Here is a 13,871-nt window from a genome sequence, read left to right on the forward strand (position 1 = left end):
GTCTTCTTTTTTGTCTGGCGGAGAGGGAGGGATTCGAACCCTCGGTACGCTATAAACGTACGCCTGATTTCGAGTCAGGTACATTCAACCACTCTGCCACCTCTCCGGGTGCAGTGAGCCGGCAATTCTACGGGGACGACGTGCGTCCGGCAAGCGGTCCGAAAGCCCGGCTACACTGTAGCCCCCTGAATGAACGGCCTCGTCATGTCCGAAATCCTCGTCCCGGTCTCCTTTGGCGAACTGCTCGACAAGATCGCGATCCTGCAGATCAAGTCCGAGCGCATGACCGATCCGGCCAAGCTGGAGAACGTCCGCAACGAGCTGTCCGCGCTGGAGAAGACGTGGATGGCGCACCCGGCCGCCGGCAAGGACATCGCCCGCCTACGCGCCGACCTCAAGGCGGTCAACGAGCGCCTGTGGGTCATCGAGGACGACATCCGCATCAAGGAGAAGGCGCAGGCCTTCGACGACGAGTTCGTCCGCCTGGCCCGCAGCGTCTACTTCGAGAACGACGAACGCGCGCGGATCAAGAAGGAGATCAACCTCGCGCTGGGCTCGGCCTACGTCGAGGAGAAGTCCTACCAGGACTACCGGACCGGCAACACGCCGTAAGCGTGTACGTGGTCCAGCGGCTCCCGGTGCAACGCCGGGGGCCGGACGCAGCAGGACGTCCGTTCCCGGTTGTTCGCCGTATTTCGGCGCCGCACGACGGTCCGCTGCCTTTGCCCAGTCCGTCGGCAACGGAAACCTTAATCGCGCTCCTTGCCACCCGGCCGCTGCGCCCCGATGATTCCGTTACCGCCTGAAAGACCGCCGCCGAATCAACGGACGCATGATCGAATTCGGACACCTCACGCACGTCGGCCTGCGCCGCGAGCTCAATGAAGACACCTACTACGGTGACGGCGAGCTCGGCCTGTGGCTGGTAGCCGACGGCATGGGCGGTCATGAATACGGCGAAGTCGCAAGCGCCCTGGCTCGCGAGACCATCGTGCGCGAGATCCGTGACGGCACGCCGCTCGCGCAGGCGATCCGCATCGCCGACGAGGAAATCATCCGCACCTCCAAGCGGCGCAACGACGCGCTGCCGATGGGCACGACCGTCGTCGCCGCGCGCATCACCGGCAACCGCTTCGAGGTGGCCTGGGTCGGCGACAGCCGCGTCTACCTGTGGCGCGAAGGCAACCTCGCGCAGTTGTCGCAGGACCACAGCTACGTGCAGGAGCTGATCGCCAACGGCGCGATCACGCAGGAGCAGGCGCGCAGCCATCCGCATCGCAACGTCGTGACGCAGGCGCTGGGCGTGACCGATCCGCGCAACCTCAACGTCGAGACCATGACCGGGGAGCTCAAGCCCGGCATGCAGTTGCTGCTGTGCAGCGACGGTCTGACCGAGGAAGTGGACGATCGCGGCATCGCGCGCGTGCTGGCGCAGTCGGACTGCAGCGCGCAGGAATGCGTCGACACGCTGGTGGCCGCGGCGCTGGACGGCGGCGGCTCGGACAACGTCACCGTGATCCTGGTGCGGCATCACTGAAGGCCGCTGGGCCTTCAGGTGTCACCCGTTTCGAAGATCAGGATGGATTCCATGCTTGGCTGGAATGGCGGGACGTCTTGCTGAAGGGCGCCCGGATTGGGTCCCGGCGTTCGCCGGGATGACGCGCGGCGAGCGCGACCGCGTAATCGCCGATGACAAGGGCGACTAGGCCGTCGCGAGTTCCGGCTCCGCGACGGCCTCGACCACGGTGAACTGGTCCCACACCGCCTTGCCGGCCTTCTTGCGCAGCTTCTCCAGTCGCGCGTCGTGCGCGGCGTGTTCCTCGACGCTGATCTGGACGCGCGGACGGGCGACGTTCGGATCGACGCGGAACTGCGACGTATCGACCGCACTCGCCGCGGCCTCGACCGCGAAGCCGATTTCCTCCTGCCCGGAGGTCAGCGCGAGATAGACGTCGCCCAGGATCTGGGCGTCGAGCAGCGCGCCGTGCAGCTGGCGATGCGAGTTGTCCACGCCCAGGCGCTTGCAGAGCGCGTCGAGCGAATTGCGCTGGCCGGGGAAACGCTGGCGCGCGAGCAGCAGCGTGTCCTCGACGCGGCATCGATCGGTGATGCGCCCGTACTGCTCGCCGAGCCGGCGCAGTTCGTTGTCCAGGAAGCCCAGGTCGAACGCCGCGTTGTGGATGATCAACTCGGCGCCGTCGATGAAGGCGAGGAATTCCTCGGCCACCTGCTCGAACACGGGCTTGTCGGCGAGGAATTCGAGCGTCAGCCCCGTCACTTCCTGCGCGCCCTGCTCGAAATCGCAGTCCGGCTTGAGGTAGACGTGGAAGGTCCGCCCGCTCGGGCGGCGCTCGATGTATTCGACGCAGCCGATTTCGACCACGCGGTTGCCGCGTTCCCAGCTCAGGCCGGTGGTTTCGGTGTCGAGGATGATCTGCCGCATCGGCTGCATTCTCACAGGTTGGTTCGGATCAGCGCGCGGTGGCGCTGGCGCGGAACTGCTGCGCCTGAAGGCGCGCGAGGACGTCGACGCGTTCGTTGTCCGGATCGCCGGAATGGCCCTTCACCCACTTCCACTCGACGCGATGGCGCAGCGTCGCGGTATGCAGGCGCTCCCAGAGGTCACGATTCTTCACCGGCTCGCCGGCGGCGGTCTTCCAGCCGCGGCGGACCCAGTTGTTGATCCACTCGGTGATGCCCTTGCGCACGTACTGCGAGTCGGTGTGCAGCAGGACGCTGCACGGCTCGCTCAGCGACTCCAGCGCCATGATCGCGCCCATCAGCTCCATGCGGTTGTTCGTGGTGTCGGCCTCGCCGCCGGACAGTTCGCGTTCGTGGCCGCGATAGCGAAGCAGCGCGGCCCAGCCGCCGGGACCGGGATTGCCGAGGCACGCGCCGTCGGTGTGGGCTTCGATGTGTTTGGGGGAAGGTGCGGACGTCGGGTCGGGCGAATTCATGGATCCATTATCGCCGGCTCGCGTCGCACGAGGTGGGATCGCGTGCCCGCCTGCCATCGCAATCCACGCAGCGGCTTGGGCGGGATCAACGCATGCACGCGCTTGTTGACCGTGAGCGCGACACCCGCGCGCAGGCGATCGGACGCGCCGACGCCCACTTCGCCATGCGCCACGCGCCAGTGCGGCCCGAGCCACTGCAGGCTCACGGTGTCGGAGGCGAAACCCGCCCGGCGCAACGCGGATTGCCACACGCCCGGATCGCGCGCGCGAAGTCCGGTGCGGGCCCAGCGCAGGCGGTACGGACTCCACGGATTGAGCACCGCCAGCCACAGCGTGCCGCCCGGCGCGAGGACGCGGGCGCATTCGTCCAGCAGCGGATCGATCGGAACCTCGTCATCCAGCGCGTGCTGGAGCAGCACCGCGCCGAGGGCTTCGCTCGCCACGGGCAAGGGCAAGCGGCAGCGGACGGCGCCGTGGAAGCCCAGGCCGAAACGTCGAAGCAGCAGTCCGCGACCGCCGACTTCCGGCGCCGGCGCACCGACCACGCCGAGCCAGCCCCAGGCCGCCGCGGGGCAACTCGCGAGCACGCGGAGCATCGCCGCTTCCTCGACCGCGAGCAGTCCCTGGCCCGCCTCGCTGCTGAACCAGCCGAGCGCAGATCCGGATGTCTCCGATTGACGCGGTGGGTGGGCGGCGGGCATGGTCGGGCCGGCTTTTCTCCGGGCGCCCCAGGGCGCCGACTCCCCGATTGTGCGGCAGGACCGGCCGATCGGGGGCATTCCACGGACTGACGATGCACCTCACGCCCCTGCCCGCCCTGAGCGACAACTACATCTGGACGCTCGCCGCCGACGATGGCGCGCGGGCGCTGATCGTCGACCCGAGCGAAGCCGGGCCGGTCTTCGCGGCCGCCGACGCCGGGCTGCAGCCGGCCGGGGTCCTGCTCACCCACCACCACGGCGACCATATCGGCGGCGTGCCGGCGTTGCTGGAACGCTGGCCGGGGCTGCCGGTCTTCGCGCCGGACGACGACCGCATCCCGGCCGACTATCGACGCGTGGCCGATGGCGAGGCGATCGATGTCGCGGGCTGGCATTTCAACGTCCTTGCCGTCCCGGGCCATACGCGAAGCCACGTCGCCTACCACGGGCATGGCCTGCTTTTCTGCGGGGACACCCTGTTCAGCCTCGGCTGTGGGCGGATGTTCGAAGGCACTGCCGAGCAGATGCACGCGTCCCTGTCCCGGTTGGCCGCGCTCCCCCCCGGGACCCGGGTGTGTTGCGGACATGAGTACACGCTCGCAAACGCGGCCTTCGCCCGCGTGGTAGAACCCGGCAACCCGGCGCTCCAGCGCCGCTTCGAGGAGGCCACGGCCATGCGCGCGACCGGACGACCCACCCTTCCCAGCACCCTGGCCGACGAACTGGCCGCCAATCCCTTCCTGCGCGTGGACCGCCCCGAGGTGCGCGCCAGCCTGGCGCGCGAGACCGGCCGCGCCCCGGCCGACGACGTGGACGCATTCGCCGCACTGCGGCGCTGGAAGGACGGATTCACCGCATGACCGGCGCCGATCGATGGCGTCGCCGGCTGGGCGCGTTCTGCCTGGCCGCCCTCACGGTCCTGCCGGTCGTCGCGCAGGAGGCTCCGGATCAGCCGCAGACGGCCGCAGACAGCAAGACTGGGACGCCGGAAACGCAGCCCGACCCGCGCACCCGAAACGGCCTGGAGATCTACAACAGCTTCCGCGAGGGCCTCGCCGAGCCCGAATGCGATGCCGATGCGACGTCGACCCGCTGGCGCCAGCACTTCGCCCACGTGCCGCGCCGGCTCGCCGCCGGCGACGACGACGTCCTGCCCCTGTTCGGCTACGTCGTCGATGCCCTGCGCGAAAGCCACGTCCCGACCGAGTTCGCGCTTATCCCCTTCGTCGAGAGCGGTTATCGCCCCGCCGCGCGCAGCGCCGCCGGTCCGGCCGGACTGTGGCAGATGATCGCGATCACCGCCCGCAACCACGGCGTGCCGATCCGCAAGGGGTACGACGGCCGATTGTCGCCGATCGATTCCACGCAGGCGGCCGTGCGTTACCTGAAGACGCTGCACGGCATGTTCGGCGGCGACTGGCGCTTAGCCGTCATGGCCTACAACGCGGGCGAATACCGCGTGCTGGGCGCGCTCAAGCGCAGCGGCCAGAACATTCGTGACGTGCAGCTCGACAAGCTCGTCGGCCTGCCGGACATCACCGTCGCCTATGTGCGCAAGCTGCACGCGCTGTCGTGCCTGATCGAGCAGGCAGACGATCGCGCCGAGTGGATGACCGCGCTCGACCGCCCGGTTCCGCGTTTGCAGGCGGTGACGCTGCCGAAAGACGTCAAGCGCCTGGATCAGTGGGCCGCCCGCACGGGGCAGACCACCGCGCAGTTGCAGCGCTGGAATCCGGTTTACGCGGAGGGGCGGATCGTGCCGGCCAGCGGTTCCACCGCGCACGTGCTCACCGTCGCCGACCGCACCGATGCGCGCGTCGCGGAGGCCGGCGACGAGGCGAAGGTCGACTTCGCCGCTGATGTCGCCAGTTCGGTGTCGATGTCCGAATCCACCCCTGCATCGACGACGGCCGCACCGTCGACGTCGGCGCGTCGCCACACCGTCGCCAAGGGCGAGAGCGCGTGGACGATCGCACGGCGATACCGCATTACCGTCGCCGAACTGATGCGGCGCAACGGGTTGGCGCTGAAGGCCGTATTGAAGCCTGGGCAGTCGCTGCTCATCGATGCGCTTGAGTCTCCGTCGGGCGCGTTGCCGACGGCGACCGGTTCGCCCTGACCGGCGGGGCTTCCACATACGCCGGCGCATCGCGGCAACGCGGCGCCGGCTGCGGCTAAACTGCATTTTTGGGCCGCCGCATGGCGGCCGTCCCCACCGCATCGGCATCAAAGAAGGAATCGGCTCATGGGTTTTCTGCAAGGCAAGCGTGCACTGATCACCGGCATCGCCAGCGAGCGTTCGATCGCCAGCGGCATCGCCGAGGCCATGCACCGCGAGGGCGCGGAACTGGCGTTCACCTACCAGAACGAGAAGCTGAAATCGCGCGTGCAATCGGCCGCGTCCGAGTACGGCAGCGACATCGTGATCCCGCTGGACGTGAGCGACGATGCGCAGATCGCCGCGTGCTTCGAGCAGCTCGGCCAGCGTTGGAACGACGGCTTCGACATCCTCGTGCACGCCATCGCCTTCGCGCCGCGCGAAGCCATCGCCGGTGAGTTCCTCGACGGCATGACGCGCGAGAACTTCGCCATCGCGCACGACGTGTCGGCCTATTCGCTCTCGGCGCTGGCGAAGGCCGCGCGCCCGATGATGAAGGGCCGCAACGGTTCGATCGTCACGCTTAGCTACCTCGGCGCCGAGCGCGCGCTCGCCAACTACAACCTGATGGGCGTGGCGAAGGCGAGCCTGGAAGCGTCGGTCCGCTACCTCGCCCTCAACCTCGGCCCGGAAGGCACGCGCGTCAACGCGATCTCCGCCGGTCCGATCAAGACCCTCGCCGCCGCGGGCATCGCGGGCTTCCGCAAGATCCTCGGCCACGTCGAAGAAAACGCACCGCTGCGCCGCACGGTCACGATCGAGGACGTCGGCAACGTGGCCGCGTTCCTGTGCTCGGACCTCGCCGCAGGCGTGACCGGCGAAGTGACCTACGTCGATGCGGGCTACAACATTCTCGGCATGACGGGCATCCACGGCGAGTAACGCCGCGCGATCGCCACACAGAAAGCCCGGCCATGCCGGGCTTTTTTGTGGTCGCCGATCGAGGGGAGCGATCGCTCCAGACGCAAAGAAAAAGCCCGGCGATCGCCGGGCTTTTTCATCATCGCGAGGACGGAACCGTCAGAGGTTCTGCTCGACGACCTGCACCTTCACGCGCTTGCGCAGCGAATCGACGAGCGCACGCACGTCGTCGCCACCGCCGACCTGCGCGATCTGCTGCTGCAGCATCTGGCGCTGCTCCGCCGGCAGCGTCGCGACGTCGCCCGGCGTGACCTGGCTTACCGCGAACAATGCGATGCCGCCGTTCGACAGCTCGGCGTGGCCCGCCGACAACTTGCCCGCGGCCGGAGCCGGCACGGCGAAGATCGCGTCGGAAACCGCGGCTTCCGGCACCGGCGCACCACGCGGCACGCCCGGCACGACCTGCGGCGGCGGCAGCTGCTTCTCGGCGGCAATGGCGTCGAGCGTCTCGCCCTTGTTCACGCGCGCGACCAGCGCGTCGGCTTCCTTGCGCGCGGCCTTGCTGGCGCGGTCGGCACGCACGGCGGCAATGACCTGATCGCGCACCTGCGCGAGCGGCTGCGCGTGTTCGGCCGTATGCGCGGTCACGCGCAACAGCACGCTGTGACCGGGTGCGATCTCGATCGGATCGCTGATCGCGCCGCTCTGGATCGCCTCTTCCGAGAACGCGACGCGCTGCACGGCCGGATTGGCGCCGATGCCCTGCGCGTTGGTGCGCGCGAACGGACCGAGCTTCTGCAGCGGCAGGTTCATGTCGCGCGCGGCGGGCGCGAGCGACGACGGATTCTTCAACGTCAGGTCGACCAGCCGGCTGGTGAAGTCGCTCACCGTGCGCTCGCGGTCTACTTCGGCCTGCTCGCGCGCGAGCTGGTCGTGCACCTGCTCGAAGGTCTGCTGCGAACCGGTCTGGACGTCGCGCAGCTGGATGATGTGCCAGCCGAACTCGCTCTTCACCGGGGCGCTGATTTCGCCGGCCTTCATCGCGAACAGCGCGTTCTCGAACGGCGCGACCATCATGCCCTTGGCCACCCAGCCCAGATCGCCGCCGGCGACCTGCGAGCCGGTGTCGTCGCTGTTGGCACGCGCCAACGCGGCGAAGTCGGCGCCCGGCGCCTTGGCCTGTTCGGCCAGGCGCTTGGCCTTCTCTTCGGCGGCCTTCTGCGCGGCGGCGTCGGCCTTCTCATCCACGCGCACGAGGATGTGCGAAGCCAGGCGCTGCTCGGCTTCGACGAAGCGCGCCTTCTCCTGCTCGTAGCGATGACGCAGCGTTGCCTCGTCGGCAGCGGCCGGCGGCGGCAGCTTGCTCGCGTCGACTTCGACGTATTCGATTTCGACCGTTTCCGGCGCGCGGAACTGGGCGGTGTGCGCGTCGTACCACTTCTGGATTTCCGTGGCGCTGACTTCGGCGGTGTCCGGCGCGGGCGGCGGCAGCAGCACCAGCGACACATCGCGGCGCTCGCCCATCAGGCGGATCAGGCGATCCATCTCCGCGGTGGTGACGAAGTTGCTGTTGCCTACGCCCATCGCGAGCATCGAACGCTGCACGTCGTCGCGCACGGTCGCTTCGAACTGCCGCTCGCTCTGCGGCGGCGTCAGCGATGCGAGCGCGAGCTTGTATCGCGCGTAATCGAACTTGCCGTCCACCTGGAAACCCGGCACGTCCATGATCGCCTTCTGCACCATCGCGTCGCTGACGACCAGGCCGTTGCGCTGCGCGGCGACCTGCTGCACGCGCGCGTCGATCAGCGTTTCGAGGATCGCGCGCTTGTTGTCCACGCTCTCGAAAGCGCGCGCGTCGAACGCTTCGCCCTGCTGCGCGCGGCGCTGCATGCGCTCCTGCTCGAAACGGCTGCGGAACTCGTCGGACGTGATCTTCTCGTGCGTCCAGAACACCGACACCGGCCACCACGCCGGCGCCGTCGGCCACCAGGTCGGAGGCGCGTCGATGCGCGCGACGGAGTTGTCGGTGCGCTGGCCGAGATACTGCTCGATGCCGACGAAGGCGAAGGGAATGATCAGCAGGCCAAGGATCACGGTGGCGATCCAGCCCGAGGTCTTGTCGCGAAGTTTCTGCAGCATGTCCGGGACGCGTTCAGTCGTAAGCCGGACAGTTTAGCGCCGTCACGGCGGCGTGAGGCAGGAATTTCGATGGCCGGCGACGCGCCGGAAATGCCATCTCCGCATAGCGCCGGATGTGGTTTCCGCCCGGACACCGAAAAAACAAAAGGCGCCGTTTCCGGCGCCTTTCGACTCAAAACTGGCGGAGTGGACGGGACTCGAACCCGCGACCTCCGGCGTGACAGGCCAGCATTCTAACCGACTGAACTACCACTCCGCTTTTTTGAAACCTGGGCCTGAAGCCCCGGATCAGCGCGATGAACCGCGTTGGACCCTCTCACTAATACAAAGGCGCCGTTTCCGGCGCCCTTGTGAAGACTGGCGGAGTGGACGGGACTCGAACCCGCGACCTCCGGCGTGACAGGCCAGCATTCTAACCGACTGAACTACCACTCCGCGTGCTTCAAAACTCGTTACAACCACCGCTGGATGCTTGATGGTGGGTGCTGAGGGTTTCGAACCCCCGACCCTCTCCGTGTAAAGGAGACGCTCTACCGCTGAGCTAAGCACCCGTTTGCACTGCTGCCTGAGGGCCGAAACCCCGGCGGTGCTAACCGATTCGTTCAGACATCGGCGGCGAGTTGATTAGTTTACGGCATCCTTCAGCGCCTTGCCAGCCTTGAACGAAGGATTCTTCGACGCCTTGATCTTGATGGTCTCGCCGGTCTTCGGATTGCGGCCCTGGCGGGCGGCGCGCTTGCGGACCTGGAACGTGCCGAAACCAACGAGCGTCACCGTGTCGCCCTTCTTCAACGCCTTGGTGACCACGTTGATCATGGCGTCGACCGCGTTGGCGGCGTCGGTCTTGGACAGCTCGGCAGCCTCGGCGACGGCGCCGACAAACTCAGCCTTGTTCATTCGTTCTGACTCCCTGTGCGGACGAACGCCGCATGTTCGGATGAAGCAGCATGGAATCGAAGGCGATTCCCCCGATCGTTCTTCGCCGCGCAACGATCGCATCGCAACGGCTGCGCGGTCCGCAGCCGTTATACCAGCGGCATTTTTGAGCCGCAAGCCTGAAAGCTAGGCGTGGCGCGGCTTCCAGCGATTTCGAACGACATCCGACAGGCGGCGGGAATCAGTGCTTGACGTCCGTCTGCGTCACCGTTTTCGAACCATCGCGAACCGGCGTTTCGCCCTCGCCCGACGCCGAGGCAGGCGCCGGGGTCGGCGCACGTTCCAGCGCGATGTTGAGCACTTCGTCGATCCACTTCGCCGGGATGATCTTCAGTCCCTGCGTCACGGTCTTCGGAAGGTCGGCGAGGTCCTTGCGGTTTTCCTCGGGGATGATCACCGTGCGGATGCCACCGCGCAGCGCCGCGAGCAGCTTTTCCTTCAGGCCGCCGATCGGCAGCACGCGGCCTCGCAGCGTGATTTCGCCCGTCATCGCCACGTCGGCCTTGACCGGATTGCGCGTGAGCATCGACACCAGCGCCGTCGCCATCGCGATGCCGGCGCTCGGGCCGTCCTTCGGCGTCGCGCCCTCGGGCACATGCACGTGGACGTCGTGCTTCTGCAGGAAATCCAGATCGATGCCGAGCTGCTCGGTGCGCGCGCGCACGACGGACAAGGCGGCCGATGCCGATTCCTTCATCACGTCGCCGAGCTGGCCGGTGAGCAGCAACTGCCCCTTGCCCGGCACCAGCGTCGCTTCGATCTGCAGCAGGTCGCCGCCGACTTCGGTCCACGCCAGGCCCGTGACGAGGCCGACTTCGTTCTGCTCTTCGGCACGGCCGAAGTCGTAACGACGCACGCCCAGGTACTTGTCGAGGTTCTTAGACGTGACGTTGACGACGTTCTTCTTCGCGCCCTTCTTCGACGGGCCGGCCAGCGCGATTTCCTTCACCACCTTGCGGCAGATCTTGGCGATCTCGCGCTCGAGCGAACGCACGCCCGACTCGCGCGTGTAGTAGCGCACGATGTCGCGCACCGCGCTCTCGGCGACCTTCAGCTCTTCGGGCTTCAGGCCGTTGCCCTTGATCTGCTTGGGCAGCAGATAGCGCATCGCGATGTTGAGCTTCTCTTCCTCGGTGTAACCCGGGATGCGGATCACTTCCATGCGGTCCAGCAGCGGGCCGGGAATGTTGAGCGAGTTGGAGGTCGCGACGAACATCACTTCGGACAGGTCGAGGTCGACCTCCAGGTAATGGTCGTTGAAGGCGTTGTTCTGCTCGGGGTCGAGCACTTCCAGCAGCGCCGATGACGGATCGCCACGGAAGTCCATCGACATCTTGTCGATCTCGTCGAGCACGAACAGCGGGTTCTTGCTGCCGACCTTGTTGAGGTTCTGCACGATACGGCCGGGCATCGAACCGACATAGGTGCGGCGATGGCCACGGATCTCGGCCTCGTCACGCACGCCGCCGAGCGACATGCGAACGAACTTGCGGTTCGTCGCCTTGGCGATCGACTGGCCGAGAGAGGTCTTGCCCACGCCCGGCGGTCCGACCAGGCACAGGATCGGCCCCTTCATCTGCTTCACGCGCGACTGGACGGCGAGGTATTCGAGGATGCGGTCCTTGACCTTCTCCAGGCCGAAGTGGTCGGCATCGAGCACGTCCTGCGCGGCCTTGAGGTCCTTGCGCACCTTGGTGCGCTTCTTCCACGGCACGCCCAGCAGCCAGTCGAGGTAATTACGCACGACGGCGGCTTCGGCCGACATCGGCGACATCTGCTTGAGCTTGTTGAGTTCGGCCTTCGCCTTGGCTTCGACTGCCTTCGGCATGCCGGCCTCGGCGATCTTGCGCGTGAGCTCGTCGATGTCGTTGGGCGCATCGTCGATCTCGCCGAGCTCTTTCTGGATCGCCTTCATCTGCTCGTTGAGGTAGTACTCGCGCTGGCTCTTCTCCATCTGCGACTTCACGCGGCCGCGGATGCGCTTTTCCAGCTGCTGCACGTCGATTTCGCCGTCGACCAGGCCGACCAGCTGCTCCAGGCGCGCGCCGACGCCGTGCGTCTCCAGCAGCTTCTGCTTGTCGCCGATGCGCACGCCCAGGTGGGCGGCGATGGTGTCGGCCAGGCGACCGGGCTCGTCGATGCCGGACAGCGTCTGCATCAGTTCCGGCGGGAGCTTGCGGTTGGTCTTCACGTACTGCTCGAACAGGCCCATCAGCGAGCGCGCGATCGCCTCGATCTCGCGTTCCTCGCGATCGCTCTCCGGCTCGACGACTTCTGCCTGGCCGCTCAGGGCGCCGCCGCGCTCGGTGACGTCATGGACGTTCACGCGCGACACGCCTTCGACCAGCACCTTGATGGTGCCATCAGGGAGCTTCAGCAGCTGCAGGACTTGGGCGAGCGTGCCGACCTTGTAGAGGTCGTCGGCGCCCGGGTCGTCGGTCTCGGCGGACTTCTGCGCGACCAGCAGGATGCGCTTGTCGGCTTCCATGGCGACGTCCAGCGCATGGATCGACTTGTCCCGGCCGACGAACAGCGGGATCACCATGTGCGGGAACACGACGACGTCGCGCAGCGGCAGGACCGGGAGGGTGAGCGTCTCGTGCTCGGTTGATACGGCCATGGGGGGGACTCCGGAAAGCGGGTGCGGGCGGGAACGCCCGGGACTTCGTGGGCTGGCTTCGCCCATGGCGACGGTTATGGGGTCCGGCGCGAACGGATGCAAGCGGCCCGCAGGCTATGCTGCGGGCCGGGGGCATTTATCCGTTGTGAATCAGACGTTTAGCCCGGCCTCCGAGATGTCGGAGGCGGGACGCCGGTCACGTCGCCGTCAGTCGGCGGCCGCGACCTTCGGGGCGGCCGGAGGCGTCTGGTAGATCAGGTACGGCTCGGTCTTGTGATCGATCACCGACTCGTCCACGACCACCTTGGAGACGTTCTCCAGCGACGGCAGCTCGTACATGGTGTCCAGCAGGACCGACTCGACGATGGTCCGCAGGCCGCGGGCACCGGTCTTGCGCTTGAGCGCCTTGCGCGCGATCGCCGAGAGGGCGTCCGGGCGGAACTCGAGCTCGACGCTCTCCATCTCGAACAGCTTCTTGAACTGCTTGGTGATGGCGTTCTTGGGCTCGGTGAGGATCTTCACCAGCGCCGGCTCGTCCAGCTCCTCGAGCGTGGCGACCACCGGCAGGCGGCCGACGAACTCGGGGATCAGGCCGAACTTGATCAGGTCTTCCGGCTCGACGTCGGCCAGGAGCTTGCCGATATCGTTCTTGCGCTCGCTGCTCTTCACCTTGGCGCCGAAGCCGATGCCGCCGGCCTCGGTGCTGCGCTGCTGGATGATCTTGTCGAGCCCGGCGAACGCACCGCCGACGACGAACAGGATGTTGCGCGTGTCGACCTGCAGGAATTCCTGCTGCGGGTGCTTGCGGCCGCCCTGCGGCGGGACGCTGGCGACGGTGCCCTCGATGAGCTTCAGCAGCGCCTGCTGCACGCCCTCGCCCGACACGTCGCGCGTGATCGACGGGTTGTCGCTCTTGCGCGAGATCTTGTCGATCTCGTCGATGTAGACGATGCCCTGCTGCGCCTTCTCGACGTCGTAGTCGCACTTCTGCAGGAGCTTCTGGATGATGTTTTCCACGTCCTCACCGACGTAGCCGGCTTCGGTCAGCGTGGTGGCATCGGCGATGGTGAACGGCACGTTGAGCAGGCGCGCCAGCGTTTCGGCCAGCAGCGTCTTGCCCGAACCGGTCGGGCCGACAAGCAGGATGTTCGACTTCGCCAGTTCGACGTCGTCGTTCTTCTGGCGGCTCTCGATGCGCTTGTAATGGTTGTACACGGCGACCGCGAGCGTGCGCTTGGCGCGCTGCTGGCCGATCACGTACTGGTCCAGGACTTCGAGGATCTCGCGCGGCTTGGGCAGGTGGCTGCGGGCCGACTGCGCCTTCTCCTCGAGTTCCTCGCGGATGATGTCGTTGCACAGCTCGACGCATTCGTCGCAGATGAACACGCTCGGGCCCGCAATGAGCTTGCGGACCTCGTGCTGGCTTTTCCCGCAGAACGAGCAGTAAAGGATCTTGTTGCTGTCGCCGGTGCTGCGGCCCTGTCGGTCGTCGCTCATGC

Annotated in this window: 12 protein-coding genes and 4 tRNA genes; 5 read left to right on the top strand and 11 right to left on the bottom strand. The window is 67.1% G+C overall.

Annotated elements, in window-relative coordinates; genetic code table 11:
- Positions 1 to 15: 15 nt before the first annotated feature.
- Positions 16 to 106: transfer RNA gene (locus GOY17_RS12755), tRNA-Ser, on the bottom strand.
- A 98-nt stretch (positions 107 to 204) separates the two neighbouring features.
- Here GOY17_RS12755 and GOY17_RS12760 point away from each other — a divergent pair.
- Together GOY17_RS12760 and GOY17_RS12765 are read left to right on the top strand one after the other, a co-directional pair.
- Positions 205 to 612, top strand: a complete 408-nt coding sequence (locus GOY17_RS12760; protein ID WP_157030688.1) for a DUF6165 family protein — start codon at positions 205 to 207, stop codon at positions 610 to 612.
- 220 nt (positions 613 to 832) lie between these two features.
- Positions 833 to 1,537 (top strand): PP2C family protein-serine/threonine phosphatase, encoded by a 705-nt coding sequence (locus GOY17_RS12765; RefSeq protein ID WP_115842940.1) that lies wholly within the window; start codon positions 833 to 835, stop codon positions 1,535 to 1,537.
- A gap of 165 nt (positions 1,538 to 1,702) precedes the next feature.
- Here GOY17_RS12765 and dnaQ read toward each other — a convergent pair whose 3' ends face one another.
- From dnaQ to GOY17_RS12780, 3 genes are read right to left on the bottom strand one after another with little or no spacing between them, the layout of a single operon-like run.
- Positions 1,703 to 2,443 (bottom strand): DNA polymerase III subunit epsilon, encoded by a 741-nt coding sequence (gene dnaQ / locus GOY17_RS12770; RefSeq protein WP_157030689.1) that lies wholly within the window; start codon positions 2,441 to 2,443, stop codon positions 1,703 to 1,705.
- A gap of 28 nt (positions 2,444 to 2,471) precedes the next feature.
- Complete coding sequence (rnhA, locus tag GOY17_RS12775; RefSeq protein WP_157030690.1) at positions 2,472 to 2,957, bottom strand: ribonuclease HI; 486 nt, start codon at positions 2,955 to 2,957, stop codon at positions 2,472 to 2,474.
- A complete protein-coding gene (locus tag GOY17_RS12780) occupies positions 2,954 to 3,658 on the bottom strand; it encodes a class I SAM-dependent methyltransferase (protein ID WP_157030691.1) in 705 nt (234 codons plus the stop codon). Before GOY17_RS12780 ends, rnhA begins: the two co-directional genes overlap by 4 nt.
- Before the next feature lie 92 nt (positions 3,659 to 3,750).
- Between GOY17_RS12780 and gloB the strand changes: the two genes are divergently transcribed.
- From gloB to GOY17_RS12795, 3 genes are all read left to right on the top strand, one after another.
- Positions 3,751 to 4,518 (top strand): hydroxyacylglutathione hydrolase, encoded by a 768-nt coding sequence (gene gloB / locus GOY17_RS12785; protein WP_157030692.1) that lies wholly within the window; start codon positions 3,751 to 3,753, stop codon positions 4,516 to 4,518.
- On the top strand, positions 4,515 to 5,777 hold the full coding sequence (locus GOY17_RS12790; RefSeq protein WP_232338426.1) for a lytic transglycosylase domain-containing protein: 1,263 nt from the start codon (positions 4,515 to 4,517) through the stop codon (positions 5,775 to 5,777). The genes gloB and GOY17_RS12790 overlap by 4 nt, the downstream gene beginning before the upstream one ends.
- A 126-nt stretch (positions 5,778 to 5,903) precedes the next feature.
- The gene (locus GOY17_RS12795) at positions 5,904 to 6,698 is read left to right on the top strand and encodes an enoyl-ACP reductase FabI (RefSeq protein ID WP_115842935.1); all 795 of its coding nucleotides are present in this window, start codon (positions 5,904 to 5,906) and stop codon (positions 6,696 to 6,698) included.
- A 138-nt stretch (positions 6,699 to 6,836) separates the two neighbouring features.
- Here GOY17_RS12795 and GOY17_RS12800 read toward each other — a convergent pair whose 3' ends face one another.
- From GOY17_RS12800 to clpX, 7 genes are all read right to left on the bottom strand, one after another.
- Complete coding sequence (locus GOY17_RS12800) at positions 6,837 to 8,816, bottom strand: peptidyl-prolyl cis-trans isomerase (protein ID WP_157030693.1); 1,980 nt, start codon at positions 8,814 to 8,816, stop codon at positions 6,837 to 6,839.
- 179 nt (positions 8,817 to 8,995) lie between these two features.
- Positions 8,996 to 9,072, bottom strand: a tRNA-Asp gene (locus tag GOY17_RS12805).
- 102 nt (positions 9,073 to 9,174) lie between these two features.
- Positions 9,175 to 9,251: transfer RNA gene (locus GOY17_RS12810), tRNA-Asp, on the bottom strand.
- Between the two features lie 41 nt (positions 9,252 to 9,292).
- Positions 9,293 to 9,367: transfer RNA gene (locus tag GOY17_RS12815), tRNA-Val, on the bottom strand.
- Between the two features lie 73 nt (positions 9,368 to 9,440).
- The gene (locus GOY17_RS12820; protein ID WP_115842926.1) at positions 9,441 to 9,713 is read right to left on the bottom strand and encodes a non-specific DNA-binding protein Hbs; all 273 of its coding nucleotides are present in this window, start codon (positions 9,711 to 9,713) and stop codon (positions 9,441 to 9,443) included.
- Between the two features lie 220 nt (positions 9,714 to 9,933).
- Positions 9,934 to 12,372, bottom strand: a complete 2,439-nt coding sequence (gene lon / locus GOY17_RS12825) for an endopeptidase La (RefSeq protein WP_115842925.1) — start codon at positions 12,370 to 12,372, stop codon at positions 9,934 to 9,936.
- Between the two features lie 207 nt (positions 12,373 to 12,579).
- A complete protein-coding gene (gene clpX, locus GOY17_RS12830; protein ID WP_115842924.1) occupies positions 12,580 to 13,869 on the bottom strand; it encodes an ATP-dependent Clp protease ATP-binding subunit ClpX in 1,290 nt (429 codons plus the stop codon).
- Positions 13,870 to 13,871: the final 2 nt, after the last annotated feature.

This window comes from Lysobacter soli, assembly GCF_009755585.1.
In the GTDB taxonomy this organism is placed as follows: domain Bacteria; phylum Pseudomonadota; class Gammaproteobacteria; order Xanthomonadales; family Xanthomonadaceae; genus Lysobacter_J; species Lysobacter_J soli.